Source organism: Deltaproteobacteria bacterium, assembly GCA_019309545.1.
Lineage (GTDB): Bacteria > Desulfobacterota > Desulfobaccia > Desulfobaccales > Desulfobaccaceae > Desulfobacca_B.
In genome coordinates, this window is the sequence record JAFDGA010000004.1 from 22,689 (window position 1) to 40,601 (window position 17,913).

A 17,913-nucleotide genomic window follows, 5' to 3' on the forward strand; every position below is an offset into this window, starting at 1 on the left:
TTCAAGGACTGCCGCATTCGGCGGCCCTGCCTTGAATCTTTTCCAAAGCATGCGGCAAGGCCGGCAACACCACGGCCAGATTTTCCCGCACCGCGCGGGGGCTGCCGGGCAGATTGATGATCAGGGTCTGGCCGCGTATCCCGGCTTGGGCCCGGGAGAGCATGGCATGGGGGGTGAAGTCCAGGCTGGCGGCCCGCATCGCCTCGGCCAAACCCGGCACCGACCGGTCAACCACCGCCTGGGTCGCTTCCGGGGTCAGATCCCGGGGGCTTACCCCGGTCCCGCCCGTAGTCAGGATCAGATCCAAATGCTGCTGATCGCTCCATTCTACCAGCCGGACGACGATGGCCTCCAGTTCATCGGGCACTAGGGCATAGGCTTCTACCCGATAACGGGTAGCCGGCAGCTGTTGTCTTATTTCCGCAGCGCTTAGGTCCTGCCGTACCCCTTGGGCCCCTTTGTCGCTAACGGTCAGGATTCCGACCCGAAACATCTACTACCTCGATAGAGTCGCCGGGATGCACTTCACCCCCGACTATTACCCGGGCAAAGATCCCCTCATCGGGGATCAGGGATGCTCCTACCATTTTTCGGATGGGAGAATCCGGGTGGTCTTCCTTGCCGATCTGGGTAACCTCCAGTTCGACCTGGGAGCCGATACGCAGCCGGGTACCGAGCGGCAGGGAGGTGAGCTCCAGCCCCGCGGTGGTAAGATTTTCGGCAAAATCCCCGGGGCCGACATCCAGACCTTGCTGTCGGAGCCGAGCGATACTCTCCTGACCCAAAAGACTGATCTGTCGAGGCCAGTCACCGGCATGGGCATCCCCTTCCAAGCCATAGCCGGCGATCAGGTGGGCCTGGGGAAGGTTTTCTTTCTGAACTCCTCTGCTGCGGCTGCGGGAAACGGCCACAATCCGGGGGTATGGCTCATCCATCAGTTTGACGGCATTGATAAGTGTAGATTTAATTTTATGATGCTTCGGCTTTGGCCGCAGCGATCACCTTTTCAGCCAGGGGTTGGGGCATCTCTTCATAGTGGGAAAATTCCATTTCAAAGGTTCCCCGTCCGCCAGTTTTGGAAGTAAGATCAAGGGCATAAAACTGGACCTCAGCCATCGGCACCTGGGCAGTGATGATCTGCAGGTTGCCCTCGCTATCCATGCCCAGCACCCGACCTCGGCGAGCATTGAGATCCCCCAGAATATCACCCAGGTATTCCTCCGGGACGGTGATGGTCATCTTCATGATCGGTTCCAGTAGTATGGGATGGGCGGCTTCCACTCCTTTTTTAAAACCCATTGAGCCGGCGATCTTGAAAGCCATGTCCGAGGAGTCAACTTCGTGGAAGGACCCATCATAGAGGGTAACCTTAAGATCAACTACCGGGTAGCCGGCCAGCACCCCCTCCGCCATGGCCTCAACAATGCCTTTTTCTACGGCTGGAATATACTGTTTGGGGATGACCCCGCCGACGATTTTATCCACGAATTCAAATCCGCCGCCCCGAGGCAGGGGTTGCAGTTCCAACCAGGTATCTCCGTATTGTCCCCGGCCGCCGGATTGTCGTTTGTATTTGCCCTGAACCTTGGTAGTCCCTTTGATGGTCTCTCGATAAGGCACCTTGGGAGTTTTGAGGTTGACCTCCACCCCGAATTTGCGTTTCATTTTTTCAACCGTAGCTTCGATATGGACCTGACCCATGCCTGACAACAGGATCTCTTTGGTCTCTGGATTTCGAGTGACTTTCAGGGAGGGATCCTCCTCTAACAGACGGGCAATGGAGGAGAAAACTTTTTCCTCATCGCCCCGGCTCTTAGGTTCCACCGCAAAGGTGATCACGGGTTTGGGCAGTTGAAAAGCCGGAAGGATAATCGGCTGGCTCTCTTCACAAAGCGTATCGCCGGTAACTGTTTCTTTGAGTTTGGCGACGGCAGCAATGCATCCTGGCCCTGCGCTCTCCACCGGCTTCTGACCTTTGCCTTCCAATTGAAAAAGCTGGCCCAGACGTTCGCTAACCTCTTTATTGGCATTCCACACCGTCGAATCAGGTTTCATGGTGCCGGAGTAGATCCGAAAAATTGATAAGCGGCCGGCATAAGGATCGGCTATGGTCTTAAAAACATAGGCAGCCAGGGGGCCGTCGGCATCTGGTGCTAGGTTGATTTCGGCTTTGGTTTTGGGGTTCTGCCCGGTTATTGCCCCGCGGTCGGACGGAGAGGGCAGAAATAAATTCACCGCATCCATTAACAGGCGGGTGCCCTGATTCTTCAACGCCGCGCCAAAAAGCACCGGCACAATATTACCCGTTAGAGTTCCGGCCCTCAGGCCCTGAAAGATTTCTTCAGGGCTGAGCTGCTCTTCTTCCAGGAATTTTTCGATCAGGGCGTCATCGCTTTCGGCAGCGAAGTTGAGCAAGTCCAGGCGCTGGCTCTCGACTTCGTCGGCCATCTCGGGCGGAATCTCCCCTTCGTCCAGCTTCCCGCTGCCATCGCTCTTAAAGGTATAGGCTTTGAGTCCGATCAGATCCACCACCCCTCTAAAATCGGCTTCTTGACCGATGGGGAGCTGAATCGGCACGGGCTGGGCCTGCAAAATGTCCTTGATATCTGCCAGCACCCGGCGATAATCGGCCAATTCCCGGTCCATCTTGTTGATAAAGATTAATCGGGGTAAATGGTGCTGGTTGGCAAAATTCCAGACTTTTTCCGTACCTACCTTGACACCATCAACGGCATCGACAATCACCAAGGCCCCGTCAACGACTTGTAGCGCCGCCTGAGTATCAGATAGAAAGTTATCGTCTCCAGGGGTATCGATCAGGTAAACCGAATGTTTCTTGTACTCGTAATGGTGACTGGCCGAAGAAATGGAAATTTGACGTTTAATCTCTTCGGGCTCATAGTCCAGGATGGAACTGCCATCATCTACTTTTCCCAGCCGGGTGGTGGCCCCAGCCATAAACAACAGGGCCTCGGCCAATGAAGTCTTACCCGAGCCACTGTGGCCAATCAGGGCTAAGTCACGGAAATTATCCAGTTTGCCAGCCATGCAAATCTCCCTTCCCGGTTTTATTCCTCCCCAAAAGCTGACGGGTGAATTCTTGCTAGTTTATAAATAGATCTTAATATCTATCAGATTAATAATGATCTTTCAATATCCATTAGTAAGGGAAATCTCGCCTGCCGGCCAAGGTAGTTTATCTCCTAAGGGCTTAATTTTTTGGAACTTGCCTAATCGCATACTGGCGGGCCAGAGAGAATCTGCTATAATTTGTCTATATCTAATGGAACACGGTAAATGCACTACTACCTCCCGATGATCTGACCCTGACAACAAGGTTTTTAATTTTTCAACCTCGATTAATACCGGGCTGTCCGTGAAAATTCCATTTCAGTTATACTCGCAACCAAACCCAAACCGCCATCGGATCTCCAGGAGACCCCGGCTCAGTTCAAGCTACGTCTCCGGGGAAATCGCCGCGGCTAAGACAACTGCAGCCGCCAAGGAATTATCTCCGCCGCCGGTTATTGAAGGGTGGTTAACTCCCTGGCGCGGATTTACCGGTGATAGGCGTGAGCTGGCAGGTCTGCCAGGAGTTTATTAAGAAATTTCAGGCCTTAGCGGAAGCAACTCACCGTTTGCCCACCGAAGCCGAGTGGGATTACTCCTGCCGGGCCGCGGCCCGCTTTCACGTCCCGCCGATCTCCCGGAATCGACCCCACATAGTAGGATTCTGTCAGGTGAAAATAGCCTGACCTCAACCAGAGGGTAGTAATCCGATCGGTTTCAGCCCGCTGCAACCGCAACCTGTGGGATAGAACCCTACCACCCCCCACCTTCCTTGTCTCTGTCCAGTCCGGTGAGACAGTTTAGGTCCAGCCTTTTCTGCAACGGATTCCTTGGCTAAGCCTCAGGAAAAGGGGCAAGTCCAGAGCTACTGAGAACTTTTATCATAACAGGATCACCTTCGGGAAGCACCTCAGACCGGATCTTTGCTGCCATTATGTTTAAGTATTTTAAAATATTTAAATAATTAAATTGTTATAAATCGTTTTTGATAAAAAATTAAATTTTTGTTGTATAATTATCTTTACATAAAGTATAATTTTTCGGAAATTTTGCCCGTTTTTTATAAAATGTTTAAAGTTCTTAAATAAAATGTTCGATAATAAGAACAAAGGTATCATGAATCCGACATGGAGGTTAATAAGTCCAACAAGGAGGTGAAGATCATGTCATTGCTAATTAACCGCCATCTTATGGGCATGAATGCGGCCTGGGAACCTAAGTTTGACTTATGGCCGGTTGTCCTGCTCCGTTCCAGGGCTATCATCAGAGCTCCCGGTTAATTCGGTGGTGGTCAAGGTGGTCAATCCTAATTCACACCATCTCTGGCCGTGCAGTAATTGGGGGTTGAGATCATCAGAGGCCGAGCCCAAAGGAGGAAAAAGTTATGCCAACAATAGATTTTGATTCCAAAATTAAGCTGAACATAGATCAGGTTTCTAAATTAACCGGGGTTAGGAAATCTACCCTGCGGTATTGGGAAAAGACCTTTGAGGAATTCTTAAAACCTAAACGGACCGAATCCAATCGGCGGGAGTATAGCCTGTCGGATGTGGAAAAGGTAAATACGATCAAAAGATTGATCGATGAAGAACACCTGACCACTTTGGGAGTCCGGCTGCGGCTTGATCAATTCTCAGACGAGACTAAGGGTAATTGATAAATCGAGAATCAGCCAGGCCGAAAAAGCAGAGGCATGCCACCATGCTTCTGACATCTTTGGGATCTTAAGGGCAAATGAAAAAAGGTGACCAATCTTATGATCCCAACTAACAGACTCAATCGACCGAAACGGCCTTATACGCCTGAAACGAATAGATAGGTCAAGAGGTCGTTTCGGTTTCTAACCAAACCGGGGTGACGCCCCGGAAAGATCGGCAGAACTCATCTCTGTTCCGATCGGTTTCCCGGTGCCAGGATTTCGGCCAGGTGATATAATTTTAGAGGAAACCGGCGCGCCCGAATAATTCCTTCCAAATGCATCAGACAGCTCAGATCATGGGATACCAAACCATCCACTCCCGTGTCCAACACTGCCTGTAAATAGGTTTCTCCGATAGCTATAGAAAGTTCAGGGCATTTTACCGAAAAAAGACCGCCAAAACCACAGCAGGAGTAATAGGGGGACACTTCCCGCAGAGTCAGACCGCTTACCTGGCTAAGCAGGGTAGACAGGTAATCTGTCACACCTAATTGGCGAGCCGCGCAGGAGTGGTGGAACAGCAGAGTTCCGGAAAAATTTAGGGACCAAGGTAAGGGCAACTGCTGGATCAGCCATTCGCTCCATTCCCATAAGTGATATTGCACCTGGGCCAGGCGTTCCGACTCATGATAGCCCGTGACCAGTTGCTGATAATGCTGCCGCACGGTCAGCACACAAGAAGCGCTGGGACAGAGAATCGTTTCTGCTGCTCCAAAGACCCGGAGAAAATGGCGCATTAATTTGCGCGCCGCCGGCCATTCCCCGGCATTAAAAGCAAACTGGCCGCAGCAAGTTTGGTCCATGGGATACTCCCAGCCGACTCCTAAGGCATCCAGGGAGTGGGTAAGGGCCTGGACAACGGCTGGAGCGCCCTGATCAATATAACAGGGGATGAAGAGCTGAACGGCCAAAGACGAGGACCTTTAAAGAATTTTGTCTAATCTATCAAAAAAAATAATAATTTTCTATAATTGATTAGGTCGGACATCTTTTCCAGCGGACTTTAAACCTTGACGATATTGGTAGATTTATGTCAATTATTACTCAGGTCATAAACTAAATGACTTGAAGTTAGAAAAAAACGGCTATCCCCAACCCCTTAAGGGGAGTGGGGAGGGGAGCTTGCGGGGAGGGCGGGAGGCCGGCGGTCACCCGGCCCTCCCCTCAAATTAACCTGTTAAATGCTCGGAGTAATAATAAAGTTGATTGCGTCAGGTGGCCTCGCCCCCCAAAATTTATAAACTTTTAACGATCAGAAACGGAATATTCTCATGAAGAAGCTCGTCCTGCTCCGCCATGGCGAAAGTCTCTGGAATAAGGAAAATCGGTTTACCGGCTGGATCGACGTCGGGCTCTCCGAAAAGGGTATGGCCGAGGCGGTCGAGTCTGGCCAGGTTCTGGCTAAGGAAGGTTTTGTCTTCGATGTTGCTTATACCTCTGTCCTCAAACGGGCCATCAAGACCCTCTGGCTGGCCCTGGAGGAGATGGACCTGATGTGGATTCCGATACACCATAGCTGGCGTTTGAATGAACGACATTACGGGGCCTTGCAAGGATTGAACAAGACCGAGACTGTCGAACAGCACGGTCTGGAGCAGGTGAAAATCTGGCGGCGCAGCTATGACATCCCCCCGCCGCCTCTCACTCCCGAGGATCCTTATTATCCTGGTAAAGACCCGCGCTATGCCAACGTCCCGCCCCAGGAGCTGCCCCTGACTGAGTGCCTGAAAGATGTAGTAGCCAGGTTTCTCCCTTACTGGCACGAAATTATCGCCCCAGCCGTCCAGAGCGGCCAACGGGTGATCATCGCCGCCCATGGCAACAGCCTCCGGGCCCTAGTGAAATATCTTGACCAGGTCTCAGACCAGGAGATTGTGGGGCTGAACATCCCCACCGGCATCCCGTTGGTCTATGAACTCAATGACGACCTGACGCCTATCCGCCATTATTACCTGGGGGATCCGGAAAAAATTAAGGCCGCCATCCAATCGGTGGCGGACCAGCTCAGGAAAAAGAGCTGATAAAATTTTTGTTGCCGGGTTTTACCAATGGGCCAGGAGTCCCCATTAATGGTCAGACCCAGGTTAATACCCTGGGTAAGATCCACTGGCCTATTTGGTTTGCCACGCGGAGAACTGGACCCAAAGCACGGCCCCTAGTTCAGCATCTTTCTTCTGGCCCTTTTTATTCTTAATGGCTTGCTTTTCAGTGCTCAAAGCGGCAAAACCCCACCATCCGGGATGAGGCGCGGCAAAGGAAAAAACTCCATTTTGATCTGTTTTAACTACCTGGATAGGGAAATACTCATTGGGGGCCACGGCTTGGCCGCCAGCATTCCAATAAGTGATTTCCACTTCTGTATTGGGCCTAGGCTGGCCATTGAGCTTCACTAGGCCCCGAAAGACATTGCCGGCATAAAGGCCAAAAGGCCGGGTCAGCGGGAGAATCTCGGTTTTCAGGCCCACTTCCTGGTCCCAGCCCTCTTCTTCCCCAAAGGCGGCGACATAGGCCTTGGTGTAGTGGATGATATATTTGTCCTCGGCCGGTTCCCAGTACGGCTGGGGCTCCATATAAAAGGTGTAAACTCCAGGCTTCTTGAGGGCGTAGGACGCTTTCCAGGCCTGGTGATCAAAAATCTTGGTCTCTTTCAGGCTCTTCAGCAAATCCGTCTTTTTGCCCTCAATCATGACTCCAAAAACCTGCGGACGGGCCAGATTCATGCCTTCTTGTTCAAAGGGATGGCAAAAGCCGAGTTGCACTTTCACGGTTTGGCCGTCTCCCTGGACCACCAAGGCTGGCGACGGCAACACCACGCCGAAATGGGCCTGGCAAATTATTGTCCACCCCAGAACTAAACCCACGACCAAGAGCACACTACTAAGCTTAAGCATTTTTAACCTCCCGATAAAGTCCTAAAAAGGGATTTTCCAAAAAATAGTAAAAGCCGAGCTGCTCGCCTTGAAACTAGATCTTGGCGAGCCTTTTACCACCAATAGATTTTTCTCCCCCATGGGTATGCCCCTGTTGGAATTCTTCCGGCGGACCGGTTTCGGTCGGGAGGCTTTCGCCCTCCGCCAATATCCGGCCCTGAGCCATAGTATAAAGCTTCTCAGTGGTCCGCTGGAGAAAATCTGAGTCGTGCGAGACTATCACGTAAGACATCTCCAACTCGCTCAGGACATGAACGATCCAATTTTTGGTCCTTTCATCCAGGCCATTCGAGGGTTCGTCGAGCAACAGCACCTGGGGCCGCATGGCCAATACCGTGGCCAGCGAAACCAACTTCTTTTCTCCTCCGGAAAGCTTATAAGTAACTCGATTTTCAAACCCGCTTAAGTGCAGCTGGTCCAAGGTCGCCAAGGCGATTTGGATCGCTTCCTGGGGGGATTTACCCTGATTCAGAGGGCCGAAGGCAACGTCTTCCAGGACCGTGGGACAGAATAATTGGTCGTCGGCGTTTTGAAAAACCAGACCAATATTTTTTCGGACCCGAGCAAAGTCCTTTTCCTGCCGAACTTCCTGGCCGAAGATCAGCACCTTGCCCTCCTGGGGAGGCAACAGACCCATGATAATATGCAGCAGAGTGGTCTTACCGCTGCCATTGGCGCCGACCAGGCCCAACCGTTCTCCCGGGAAGAGCTGAAAGTTGCAATTCTGGAGGACTTCCCGGTGCCCGGGGTAGGCAAAAGAGATATTTTGCAGTTCGATCAGCGGCAGGCGCATGACTACCTCGGAAAACAATAATCTAACCACAGCAAAGTCATGATACAGGGCAGCATGCTCACCAGAAAAACCAGATCACGCCGGTGCCAGGAAAACTGGTGAAGACTGTAAAATTTACCTTTGAAACCCCGACAGCGCATGGCTTGGAAGACCCGTTCCGCCCGGTCATGACTGCGCACCAGCAACATGGCCACCAGATAGGCATAGGTCCGATAGGTATGCAGATTGGTGCGGGGCCGAAAGCCGCGGACTTTGATGGCCTGCCGGAGACGGTGATATTCCTGCTCAAACACATAAAGGTAGCGGTAGGTAAATAACATCAGATAACAGAGCTTATGGGGCAGGCGCAGGTGATGCAGAGCCTGGCCCAGGGTGGGGATAGAGATGGTGGTCACCAAGGAAATCAGGGCCAGGAGAATGGTATTCGATTTTAAGGTAAGCAGGCCGGCCAGCTCTAATCCCTGACGGCTGGCGGTCAAAGGCCCTACCATAAAGGCAGGTTGGCCAGGAAAAGTAAAGGGTAAAATGAGCCAGAGGAAAAAGATGAACCCGTTTACCATTAACAACCGGGTCCCGACTTTTTTCAGATTTAAATGGGCCAGGCCCAGCCAGAGGACTGCCAGCAAAAGTGACAGCCACACCGCAACCGGGCTGCGCGCCATAGCCACTACCGCAGAAAAAAGCCCGGCGACTACCAGCTTGACCCGGGGATCCAACCGGTGGATTACCGAAGTTCCCTCAGAGAAATCTTCTTTGATGGTAGTCAACTGACTTTATTCCTTTTGCTTTTAAAGTAGGCGGCGACGCCCCAAATCCCCAAGATATAGCCGATGCCGCCAATAATCTCGGGTAAAGAGGGTTTATGAGTCTGGGATTGGGCAAGCATCTCCATGATCGGGGCCAGTTTCCGATCCAGGGCCTGATCCACTATCTGTTCCAGGGTTTGCCGGTCCAGGGGTGCCGGGGAGGACCCAGAAGGCGCCGCAACTTGGGAATCGGTCGAGGGCCCCGCGGGAGCCGCTGATGGCTTGGAATCCCCGGTCCCGGGCAGGTAGTTTTGCGCTTTCAGCAGCCATTCGGCCTTATGTCCCATGGCAGCCTCGAGCACGATCCGCAAATCCATTTTTTGAGCCAAAGCCTGAGGCGGGATCGCGAAGGAAAATTTTCCCTGAGCATCGGTTTTACCGGTTACCAGAAGCTGATCGGTTTTATTGTCCAATACCTTCACCTCTCCGTTACGCACGGCCCCGCCAGGCACAAACTTGCTTTCCGTATGAATGGTATTGCCTTCCGGCCAGGCATAGATGAGGACCCGATGGCTCCAACCAGGGGTGGCGTTGAACAGAAAAAAAAGAAATGTCAGTCCGGCCAGCACCCGGGACATTATTATCGGGGAACCCCTGAGTACTAGATCTTTATGCATAGATTCCCTTAAGGACCTCCGGCTTTACTTTTTGTAAAAAGACAAATATAAAGACCGTGACCAGGCCTTCGATAATCATGATCGGAATATGGGCCAGGACTACCAACTGAGCTGCCTTTAGGAATGCCTGGCCGGTAGTCACCAGGGCCACGCCCACCAACAGCGCGCCTAACAATACCGCCGAAGCCCCAGCCGTAAAAGCCCCGACAAGGGCTACAACCCCTTTCCGACGCACCAAAGGGCGACAGAGATAATAGCTCATCAGTGCCGGCAAGGCCATGATCACGGTGTTAACTCCCAGAACCGTTAGGCCCCCGAACTGGAACAGCAGGGCCTGCAAAAAGAGGGCAACTAATATCGCCGGTATCGCTGCCCAACCAAGCAACAGACCTAAAAGGCCATTTAGCACCAGATGGACGCTGGAAGGCCCCACGGGAACATGGATCAGCGAAGCCACAAAGAAGGCCGAAGACAGGATGGCCACCCGGGGAATGCTCTCATAATCCATTTTTTTGAGGCCGGTGGCCGTCCCCAACACTGCCAATCCGGCCCCCGCCAGCAATACCGGGGGGCTCAGGACCCCTTCCGAAATATGCATTAGAGCTCCAAAATTAAACCAAGGCCTCGGCCCGGAGAACATTCCCGGATCTGCCGCCTGGCGCCGACAGTCTGATAAAAAAAGCCACGCGCCTTTTTTCGGGACCAGCAGGTCCAATCAGGCCTTCGTGGCTTGGCTAAAAGAATTATCCTGTTCTTTTATACCGCGGCTTCTGCCCGACGGTAAAATAATTTATAAATTATTGTCTGGCCACTGTCAAGGTTTTTTTCCGAATAGAAGCCGCTGCTTGGTTACTAAAAATGTCTGAATCAAATGCCCCCGTGCCTTAACCCTCGCTAGTCTGGACCACCCCTCCCATCCAGTATAAATCTTGTAATTACCATATTTAACCGCCTCTGACCTCCTCACCTTAAGTGATGATTAATTAGCCGGGGGCGACCCGGATTTATCGCCCGAGTTATTGCTTCCGGCTTTTTTATCATCTATAAAATTCAGTAATTATTATTCCTTTCCTTGATCTTTTATAGTGTTAAGATACTAGTTTATAGTCCTATTCCTTTAAATCGTAGCCCGCCGATAGTCAGGCCGACCTCTTAAAAACCTTCCCAACTCCATCTTTCGGGCAACTGGGTATCACTTATGACAGGAAGCGCAGTCCCTTGAAATACTTGAGGTAAGGTAATATACTAGTTAAATTAACAATGCTGTTAGCTTTTTTAAAAAATTAGCTTGACAGCAAATAAGTAGTTCTATATATGGATAACAATAACTGGTCAAAGGGGTTACGCTGGTAAAACTAAAATTTCCTGGTCTGGCTTAGTTGGCTGTGCAACATTAGGCCTTAATTACCAGAAGGCAGAATGGGTTAAAGGAAAGGAAAGATGATTATGGCTTCAGAATTGGTTAAATTAACCGTTCAATTGGTGTCTTCCCATGCCTCTATTAGCGAACTAACCTCCGCCGAGTTAGTGGAAGAAATCAAGGCGGTCTATCAAACCATTGCCGGCTTGGAGGCTGGTCAGATCGAGGCCGCAGCCCCAGAAGAAGCTCCCGAAACCAAGGAAGCTCCTCCTCTCGAACCCGCCGTCCCCATAGAAGAATCAGTAAAGGACGATCATATTACTTGTTTGGTCTGTGGCAAGAATTTTCGGACCCTCAAGGCCCATTTACGGCGAGCGCATCAGCTGAGCCCGGCAGATTACTATAAGGCTTATGGGCTTGATCCGAAAAGATACCCATTGGTATCCCGAAATTATTCCGAACAACGCAAAAGCCTGGCTAAAAAAATGGGACTGGGCGAACTTCGCCGACGCAAAAAAACCTGAACGCGCGTGCTTGCTGCCGATGAACCATCCACCCCAGGATTGTCGTTTGGACCTTTAGTTCTTAAGAACGGGCATATTCTCTTGATCGTTACCAAGAGGCGGGTAAGAATGTCTCTATAAGGAAATCGTTTAATCTCTTTTCTCCAGGCCATTAATATCCATATGCCAGATTTTGATTGCCTATGGTGCAATGTTTGGAGGGGATGACAGCTCTTGCCCTTGCCAACCGTAGGACTAAGCCTTATTTTAGACAGCATTTGGGTTGCTATATTTGCCCATTTCAAACTAAAATTTTTAGAGAAAGACTAATACAATGACCATTCTCACTTATCCTCTAACCCGCATATTGATTCCTTTCGACGGTAGTCCAGCAGCCCGCTTAGCCCTGGAGTTGGCCGCCACTTTGGTTAGGGCCGGTGGGGAAGCAGTGGAAAATCTGACTTTACTGCGGGTGATTGGGGGTAGTTACCTGAGCCGACACATTCAGAATGTTGATCTGCGCGTTACCCATATGGATCAGGTGAAAGAATGGCAGCGCATTAAGAAGCATTACCTGGATGAAGAGATCTACCCGCTGTTGGCCGAAGCCGAACAGATTCTCCGGGATTTGGGGGTGACTAGACCGATAACCCAGCGGGTGGGGGAGGGAAAGGTCGGCGACGAAATCATCCGCCTGGCGACGGAAGAGGCATTTTCCACCATCATTATGGGACGGCGGGGGCTTTCCCCGATAAAAGAATTGCTTCTGGGCAGTGCTACCCAAAAGGTTTTATCCTACGCGCAGGGCATGACCGTCTATGTAATGGGGCAACAACTGGGTCCAGACCCCAATTGTCCGATTGCCCCACTATTGGTCCCCATTGACGGTTCGGAACCCAGTCTGGAGGCAGTTCGCCAGGCGGTAGCCCTGACTCAGGCTTTCCAGAACTATAAGCCGCACTTGACGCTTTTACATGTGGTGGATTTGGCTGTTTTAGGACAAAGAATTTCTGGAGAAACCACTCCTGCCCAGCTTACCGATCTCCTGGATAAACAGGAGCAGGAATTTCTGGAGGAAGGCCGGAAAATTCTCCGTCAGAGCGGATTAAATGGCCTCTGGGAAGAAAAACTGCTTACTGGCAATCCACCCCAGGTTATTGCTCAGGAAGCTGAAGTTGGTCAATATGCGATGATTATGATGGGTAAAAAAGGCCGCTCCGCCCTGGAATCACTGCTGATCGGCAGTGTGGCTAGCAGCGTCTTGCACCGTGTCTCCCGCCCCACTGTAGCCTTGGTCTGTCGCTGATATTTGGTCTAGATGACTTCCCAAATTTGGTTTTTTGAGTTAATCTTTTACCCTAGGTCCGGAGCAAATACCTGGGCGTCCGCACCGGGAAAGCCAGGTCTGTCCGGAGGTTGATTAACAACCACAAGTATTCCCAGGAAATTATACCACCATGCGACTCAGTATCAATTGGCTTAAAGACTATCTTGATCTTACCATATCTCCGGCCGAACTGGCTGACCGACTAACCCTGGTGGGGCTGGAAGTCGAGGTTATTGAGACCCTTCAGCCGGCTTTCTCCGGCGTGGTGGTGGGCCGGGTCAAAACCGTAGAGCCCCATCCCCGGGCTGATCGGCTGCAAGTGGCCGGGGTGGACGATGGCTGCCATGTCTATCAGGTAGTTTGCGGTGCTCCTAATCTACAGTCCGGGCGGCTCTACCCTTTTGCCCCAGTCGGGGCCGTGATCGCTGGCGGACAAAATATCAAGGCCGCCAAACTGCGAGGCGTTGTCTCGGAAGGCATGTTATTGGCTGAGGATGAACTCGGACTCTCCGAAGATCATCTGGGACTGATGGAAATCCCCCAAGACCTGGAGGTCGGGGCTGATCTGGGCGAAGCCTTGGCGTTGCGGGATGTGGTATTAGAGGTGGCCATTACCCCTAACCGCCCGGATTGCCTGAGTATTTTGGGATTGGCCCGAGAAATCTCCGCCCTGTTGGATCAGCCGCTGCAATTGCCCCATATCAGCGTCCCGGAAGGCTTGGATAACATCGAGGACTGGGCGGGGGTGAGCATCGAGGCTCCTGACCACTGTCCCCGCTATGCCGCCCGCCTCATCCGAAATTTGGTGGTTAAACCTTCGCCTTTCTGGATGCGGCAACGGCTGCAGGCCTGCGGTCTGCGGGCTATTAACAATCTGGTAGATGTAACCAACTATGTGCTGCTGGAATATGGCCAACCGCTGCATGCCTTTGATTTTGACCGCTTGGAGGGCGGGCGGATCGTCGTGCGTTTGCCCCAGCCCCAGGAAAAGAGCTTTACCACTTTAGATGGTCAAGCGCGCTATCTGCACCCCGAAACCCTGTTGATCTGCGATGCCCGCGCCCCGGTGGCAGTGGCTGGGGTGATGGGCGGCCTGGCCTCTGAGGTAACCCCGGCCACCTGTCAGGTATTGATTGAAAGCGCTTATTTCAACCCTCGCTCCATTCGCCGCACCTCCAAACGTCTGGGGCTGTCCACCGAGGCTTCTTACCGCTTTGAACGAGGGGTCGACCCTGAAGGCGTCATCAACGCCTTGGAGCGGGCCACCCAGCTAATGGCGGCCCTAGGGGAAGGTCAGGTATGCCAGGGGAGAATTGATGTTTATCCTCAGCCGGTAATTAGACCACAGCTTCAACTGCGGGCGGCTCGGACCAATGCTATCCTGGGTACCGATCTATCCCTGCAGCGTCTAGCGGAACTCCTGCGGCGGTTAAATATGCCCCCCCAAAGACTCGATGCCGATACCCTGGAAGTTCAGGTGCCACCCTATCGGGGGGACCTTACCCGGGAGGTTGATCTTATTGAGGAGGTAGCTCGACTGCATGGTTTCGAACATATCCCGGTGTCCCTGCCGCAGGTGGCTATGGCCGCCCATCGTCCACCGAAGGCGGCCGTAATGAGGAGCGCGGCCAAGGCCATCCTGTTGGGGATGGGTTTTTTTGAGGTTATCACTTATGCCTTTCAGGCCGAAAGATTATCCAGCTTCCTGGTGGCCGGGAGCTCTGACCCCTCGCAGTTTGTGCAACTGGCCAACCCGTTGAGCGAAGAGCAGGCAGTTATGCGGCTCGATCTGATCCCGGGATTATTGGAGACCATGCGGAAAAACGCCGCTCATTCCATTTATGACTTAAAGATCTTTGAACTTTCCAAAGTCTTTATTCCACGCTCCCTAGAGCAGTTGCCGGAAGAAAAGCCGATGCTAGCCGGGCTGATGAGCGGCGTTCGTCAGCCCCCGGGATGGAACGTCCCGGAGGAAGAACTTGACTTTTTCGACTTGAAGGGCGCAGTGGAAACTTTGCTCTCCGGGCTGCTGGTGCCTGAGGTCAGCTTTCAGCCTGTTCCCGGCCTGCCATTTCTTCAGGAGGGGGCGCGGGTTTTTTCTGCTGATCTGGAACTGGGGTTTTTAGGCGAACTCCACCCCGAGGTGGGGAGACAGTTTGACCTGAAGGCCCCGGCCTGGATTTTTAATTTGCAATTCGACCGTTTAACCGAAGTGGCTCGGGAATTTGCCACCTTCACCCCCTTACCCCGCTATCCGGCCGTCTATCGCGATCTGGCCTTGGTGGTGGACAACTCTATTGCTACAGCTCAAGTATTGTCTGCCATCTATCGTTATGGGCAGCCCTGGGTGGTGGAGGCGAACCTTTTTGATGTCTATAGCGGCCCGCCCATCCCGGAGGGTGAACGCAGTCTGGCCTTTCATCTCTGTTATCTGGATCCGGAGCGCACGCTCACTGACATCGAAGTAAATCAGCAACACGAGGCTTTGATCCAGAACCTTCAGCAGGAGCTAAAGGCCAGATTGCGCGTCTAGATTGAGTTACGAGGAGATGGAGGTGGCCCCACACCGCCGTAACAAAAAACTCTATCGCATCGGCGAAGTGAGCCAGTTGACCGGAGTGGAACCCCATGTGTTGCGTTATTGGGAATCAGTGTTTGGCATTCTCCGACCCAACCGGCGACTGTCTAAGCAGCGCTGGTATCGGCAATCGGATGTTGATCTGATTCTGGAAATCAAGCGCCTGCTGCACGACGAGAAATACACCTTATCAGGGGTTAAACAATATCTGAGCCAAGGCCCTCCTCAGACCAACTGCGCCTCATCAGCCTGCCATTATCGAGATTTAAAACCGGATTTCCCTGAAGTCCAACTGACCGAACTTTTACGCCTGGTTTGCGCTGAACTCAAGGCTATTCAAGAGATTCTCCGTTAGCCGCCGGTGCCTGTGGTAGAAAGGCCAAACCGAGGTCTTCTCCTCTGTCCATGCCATTCCTCCAGAATTTATGTTAAAGTAACGGCAGGGCTCGAACGGTTAACCTTCAGATTCATAAGGAGTGGCGCATGGATGCCAGTGAGCGAGTGGCGGTTTATTCCACTGGAGTAAATATTTTCCTGGTTGGTCTTAAGTATGCCTTGGCGGTGTTTTCCGGCAGCCTGGCTCTGGTGGCCGATGCCATTCACTCCTCGGCGGATGTGATTTCTTCGGCCTCAATCTGGGCCGGGATCAAGATTTCCCGCCGCAAAAGCAAGCATTTTCCCTATGGCCTGTACAAAGTGGAAAATCTGGTGGCCCTGTTGACCGCCGGGCTGATATTTTGGGCCGGCTATGAGATCGTTCAGACTGCCTTTGGTGAAGCCGAAAAGCTCCAGCCTCATCGCCTACCCTATGCCATAGGCGGGGTAGGGTTGGTGATTGCCATTCTATGGGGCTTTTCCCGGTTTGAACTCAAAAAAGGCCAAGAGTTGGGCTCCCCCAGTCTGGTGGCCGATGCCCAACATATTACTACCGACCTGTTTTCCTCCCTAATTATTCTGATCGGATTAATCGGCGGCTATTTTCAGATAAAATATCCCTTAGACAAATGGGCCGCCCTGATCATTGCTGGATTGATAGTTTGGGCCGGGCTTAAGATCGCTATTGACGCCATCCGGGTGTTACTGGACGCGTCCTTAGATTTCGGCACCCTGAATACGATTCGCGAATTGATTATGGAGACTCCTCAGGTGGGACAGATTATTTCCCTAACCGGCAGGAATTCAGGCCGGTTTAAATTCATTGAAGTGGATTTATCATTGAAAGTTAAGGACTTAGAAAAAGCCCATGCCTTGGCCAAACAGATCGAGGCCCGCATCAAGGCCAGAGTTTCCAATGTTGACCACGTGATCATCCATTATGAGCCGATCAGAAAAGAGACCATCGTCCAGGCCCTGCCGCTTACCGAAGATTATCATCATCTTTCCGAGCATTTCGGGGAGGCCCCTTTTTTTCTGTTGTTGACCCGACGGACTCAGGACCGCCGACTCCTGCGGGAGCGGCTGCTGGCCAACCCCTTTATCGAGGTGCCTACCGGTAAGGGCATCAAAGTGGCGGAATGGTTGCTCAGCCTGGGGGTGGATGAGGTTATCAGCGCCAAAAGTTTCAGTGGTAGGGGGCCGTTTTATGTCTTTTCGGGGGCTAATGTGGAAATGATTCAGACCCATCTCCGGTCCGTTGAAGAGATCAAGGCCAATTTAAATGGCCAGGCCACGGAGGCCGAAGTAATCGAAGCATCGCCCTCCGGTTCTTCCACCCCTTAGCAGATTCCGGATAGACCACCTTGACCAATAGGAAAATGATGCTTAATAAAAAAATATCTCATTTGCTGAAAAGGGATGGCTTTCCCTCCAAGGCACCCTGGCCGCGTTGACAGGCAGTTCTTGGCCTTACCAAAAAGGAGGAATCTCCATGGCTTATACAAATGCAACCCTGCAGTCCAAGATTGCCGAGATGTATCCCGAAATCCTGCAACATAATATTGACCTCAGCCTTGAGTTCAACGAGGAGAAAAACGCTTTTATTATTAAGTTAAAAAAGGACCAACATGAACTAACCACGCATCTTGAAAAAAAGGATGCGGATGCGTGTATGGAAGGTAATAAATGTGTTTATCTTGGGGTGCAGATCGGACAATTTGTCAAAAATTTCGAAAAATAATACCTGCCAGCGAAGCAAAGCTTAACCATAGCGGTTCCGAGAGCAGAATTTCCCCTCCCCGGCCATTGGGGAGGGGAAAAAGCTTCTGGCCGAGACTGAGCCTTACACTATTCTA

At 51.9% G+C, this 17,913-nt stretch carries 18 protein-coding genes; 9 read left to right on the forward strand and 9 right to left on the reverse strand.

All coding sequences use genetic code 11. The features are described 5' to 3' along the window. Position 1 precedes the first annotated feature (1 nt). From JRG72_01760 to fusA, 3 genes are read right to left on the reverse strand one after another with little or no spacing between them, the layout of a single operon-like run. Positions 2–493 carry a MogA/MoaB family molybdenum cofactor biosynthesis protein gene (locus JRG72_01760; protein MBW2133948.1) on the reverse strand — a complete coding sequence of 164 codons (492 nt, stop codon included), beginning with the start codon at positions 491–493 and terminating at the stop codon, positions 2–4. Then, positions 465–935, reverse strand: coding sequence for an MOSC domain-containing protein (locus JRG72_01765; GenBank protein ID MBW2133949.1), 471 nt, complete (start codon positions 933–935; stop codon positions 465–467). The genes JRG72_01760 and JRG72_01765 overlap by 29 nt, the downstream gene beginning before the upstream one ends. A gap of 34 nt (positions 936–969) precedes the next feature. Further along, positions 970–3,048: an elongation factor G gene (gene fusA, locus JRG72_01770; GenBank protein MBW2133950.1), complete on the reverse strand. Its 2,079-nt coding sequence runs from the start codon at positions 3,046–3,048 to the stop codon at positions 970–972. Between the two features lie 515 nt (positions 3,049–3,563). Between fusA and JRG72_01775 the strand changes: the two genes are divergently transcribed. Together JRG72_01775 and JRG72_01780 are read left to right on the forward strand one after the other, a co-directional pair. Next, positions 3,564–3,755: an SUMF1/EgtB/PvdO family nonheme iron enzyme gene (locus JRG72_01775; GenBank protein MBW2133951.1), complete on the forward strand. Its 192-nt coding sequence runs from the start codon at positions 3,564–3,566 to the stop codon at positions 3,753–3,755. Positions 3,756–4,453: 698 nt separating this feature from the next. Further along, on the forward strand, positions 4,454–4,726 hold the full coding sequence (locus tag JRG72_01780) for a MerR family transcriptional regulator (GenBank protein ID MBW2133952.1): 273 nt from the start codon (positions 4,454–4,456) through the stop codon (positions 4,724–4,726). A gap of 224 nt (positions 4,727–4,950) precedes the next feature. Here the strand turns inward: JRG72_01780 and JRG72_01785 are convergent, their stop codons facing one another. Next, positions 4,951–5,679: a (Fe-S)-binding protein gene (locus JRG72_01785; protein ID MBW2133953.1), complete on the reverse strand. Its 729-nt coding sequence runs from the start codon at positions 5,677–5,679 to the stop codon at positions 4,951–4,953. Between the two features lie 360 nt (positions 5,680–6,039). On the opposite strand from JRG72_01785, the gene gpmA reads away from it, so the two are divergent. Further along, complete coding sequence (gene gpmA, locus JRG72_01790) at positions 6,040–6,789, forward strand: 2,3-diphosphoglycerate-dependent phosphoglycerate mutase (GenBank protein ID MBW2133954.1); 750 nt, start codon at positions 6,040–6,042, stop codon at positions 6,787–6,789. A 90-nt stretch (positions 6,790–6,879) separates the two neighbouring features. Here gpmA and JRG72_01795 read toward each other — a convergent pair whose 3' ends face one another. The 5 genes from JRG72_01795 to cbiM form a co-directional block, all read right to left on the reverse strand. Then, the gene (locus JRG72_01795) at positions 6,880–7,659 is read right to left on the reverse strand and encodes a DUF4198 domain-containing protein (GenBank protein MBW2133955.1); all 780 of its coding nucleotides are present in this window, start codon (positions 7,657–7,659) and stop codon (positions 6,880–6,882) included. Positions 7,660–7,732: 73 nt separating this feature from the next. Continuing rightward, positions 7,733–8,491 (reverse strand): ABC transporter ATP-binding protein, encoded by a 759-nt coding sequence (locus JRG72_01800; GenBank protein ID MBW2133956.1) that lies wholly within the window; start codon positions 8,489–8,491, stop codon positions 7,733–7,735. A 2-nt stretch (positions 8,492–8,493) separates the two neighbouring features. Further along, positions 8,494–9,258, reverse strand: a complete 765-nt coding sequence (gene cbiQ, locus JRG72_01805) for a cobalt ECF transporter T component CbiQ (protein ID MBW2133957.1) — start codon at positions 9,256–9,258, stop codon at positions 8,494–8,496. After that, positions 9,255–9,914 (reverse strand): hypothetical protein, encoded by a 660-nt coding sequence (locus JRG72_01810; GenBank protein ID MBW2133958.1) that lies wholly within the window; start codon positions 9,912–9,914, stop codon positions 9,255–9,257. Before JRG72_01810 ends, cbiQ begins: the two co-directional genes overlap by 4 nt. Then, positions 9,907–10,512, reverse strand: coding sequence for a cobalt transporter CbiM (gene cbiM / locus JRG72_01815; protein MBW2133959.1), 606 nt, complete (start codon positions 10,510–10,512; stop codon positions 9,907–9,909). Before cbiM ends, JRG72_01810 begins: the two co-directional genes overlap by 8 nt. Before the next feature lie 842 nt (positions 10,513–11,354). Between cbiM and JRG72_01820 the strand changes: the two genes are divergently transcribed. From JRG72_01820 to JRG72_01845, 6 genes are all read left to right on the forward strand, one after another. Further along, on the forward strand, positions 11,355–11,798 hold the full coding sequence (locus JRG72_01820) for a MucR family transcriptional regulator (protein ID MBW2133960.1): 444 nt from the start codon (positions 11,355–11,357) through the stop codon (positions 11,796–11,798). Between the two features lie 313 nt (positions 11,799–12,111). Continuing rightward, the gene (locus JRG72_01825; GenBank protein ID MBW2133961.1) at positions 12,112–13,083 is read left to right on the forward strand and encodes a universal stress protein; all 972 of its coding nucleotides are present in this window, start codon (positions 12,112–12,114) and stop codon (positions 13,081–13,083) included. A gap of 151 nt (positions 13,084–13,234) precedes the next feature. Next, positions 13,235–15,637, forward strand: a complete 2,403-nt coding sequence (locus JRG72_01830) for a phenylalanine--tRNA ligase subunit beta (GenBank protein ID MBW2133962.1) — start codon at positions 13,235–13,237, stop codon at positions 15,635–15,637. Between the two features lie 22 nt (positions 15,638–15,659). Then, positions 15,660–16,037 carry a MerR family transcriptional regulator gene (locus JRG72_01835; GenBank protein ID MBW2133963.1) on the forward strand — a complete coding sequence of 126 codons (378 nt, stop codon included), beginning with the start codon at positions 15,660–15,662 and terminating at the stop codon, positions 16,035–16,037. A 128-nt stretch (positions 16,038–16,165) separates the two neighbouring features. Next, on the forward strand, positions 16,166–17,401 hold the full coding sequence (locus JRG72_01840; GenBank protein ID MBW2133964.1) for a cation diffusion facilitator family transporter: 1,236 nt from the start codon (positions 16,166–16,168) through the stop codon (positions 17,399–17,401). 148 nt (positions 17,402–17,549) lie between these two features. After that, complete coding sequence (locus JRG72_01845) at positions 17,550–17,798, forward strand: hypothetical protein (GenBank protein MBW2133965.1); 249 nt, start codon at positions 17,550–17,552, stop codon at positions 17,796–17,798. The last annotated feature ends 115 nt before the right edge of the window (positions 17,799–17,913 follow it).

What these genes read in the sequence shown, in the direction of transcription:
- JRG72_01760 (MBW2133948.1), bottom strand. Translation starts at nt 493, where the DNA reads ATGTTTCGGGTCGGAATCCTGACCGTTAGCGACAAAGGGGCCCAAGGG.
- JRG72_01765 (MBW2133949.1), bottom strand. Translation starts at nt 935, where the DNA reads ATGGATGAGCCATACCCCCGGATTGTGGCCGTTTCCCGCAGCCGCAGC.
- fusA (MBW2133950.1), bottom strand. Translation starts at nt 3,048, where the DNA reads ATGGCTGGCAAACTGGATAATTTCCGTGACTTAGCCCTGATTGGCCAC.
- JRG72_01780 (MBW2133952.1), top strand. Translation starts at nt 4,454, where the DNA reads ATGCCAACAATAGATTTTGATTCCAAAATTAAGCTGAACATAGATCAG.
- gpmA (MBW2133954.1), top strand. Translation starts at nt 6,040, where the DNA reads ATGAAGAAGCTCGTCCTGCTCCGCCATGGCGAAAGTCTCTGGAATAAG.
- JRG72_01795 (MBW2133955.1), bottom strand. Translation starts at nt 7,659, where the DNA reads ATGCTTAAGCTTAGTAGTGTGCTCTTGGTCGTGGGTTTAGTTCTGGGG.
- JRG72_01800 (MBW2133956.1), bottom strand. Translation starts at nt 8,491, where the DNA reads ATGCGCCTGCCGCTGATCGAACTGCAAAATATCTCTTTTGCCTACCCC.
- JRG72_01810 (MBW2133958.1), bottom strand. Translation starts at nt 9,914, where the DNA reads ATGCATAAAGATCTAGTACTCAGGGGTTCCCCGATAATAATGTCCCGG.
- cbiM (MBW2133959.1), bottom strand. Translation starts at nt 10,512, where the DNA reads ATGCATATTTCGGAAGGGGTCCTGAGCCCCCCGGTATTGCTGGCGGGG.
- JRG72_01820 (MBW2133960.1), top strand. Translation starts at nt 11,355, where the DNA reads ATGATTATGGCTTCAGAATTGGTTAAATTAACCGTTCAATTGGTGTCT.
- JRG72_01825 (MBW2133961.1), top strand. Translation starts at nt 12,112, where the DNA reads ATGACCATTCTCACTTATCCTCTAACCCGCATATTGATTCCTTTCGAC.
- JRG72_01830 (MBW2133962.1), top strand. Translation starts at nt 13,235, where the DNA reads ATGCGACTCAGTATCAATTGGCTTAAAGACTATCTTGATCTTACCATA.
- JRG72_01840 (MBW2133964.1), top strand. Translation starts at nt 16,166, where the DNA reads ATGGATGCCAGTGAGCGAGTGGCGGTTTATTCCACTGGAGTAAATATT.
- JRG72_01845 (MBW2133965.1), top strand. Translation starts at nt 17,550, where the DNA reads ATGGCTTATACAAATGCAACCCTGCAGTCCAAGATTGCCGAGATGTAT.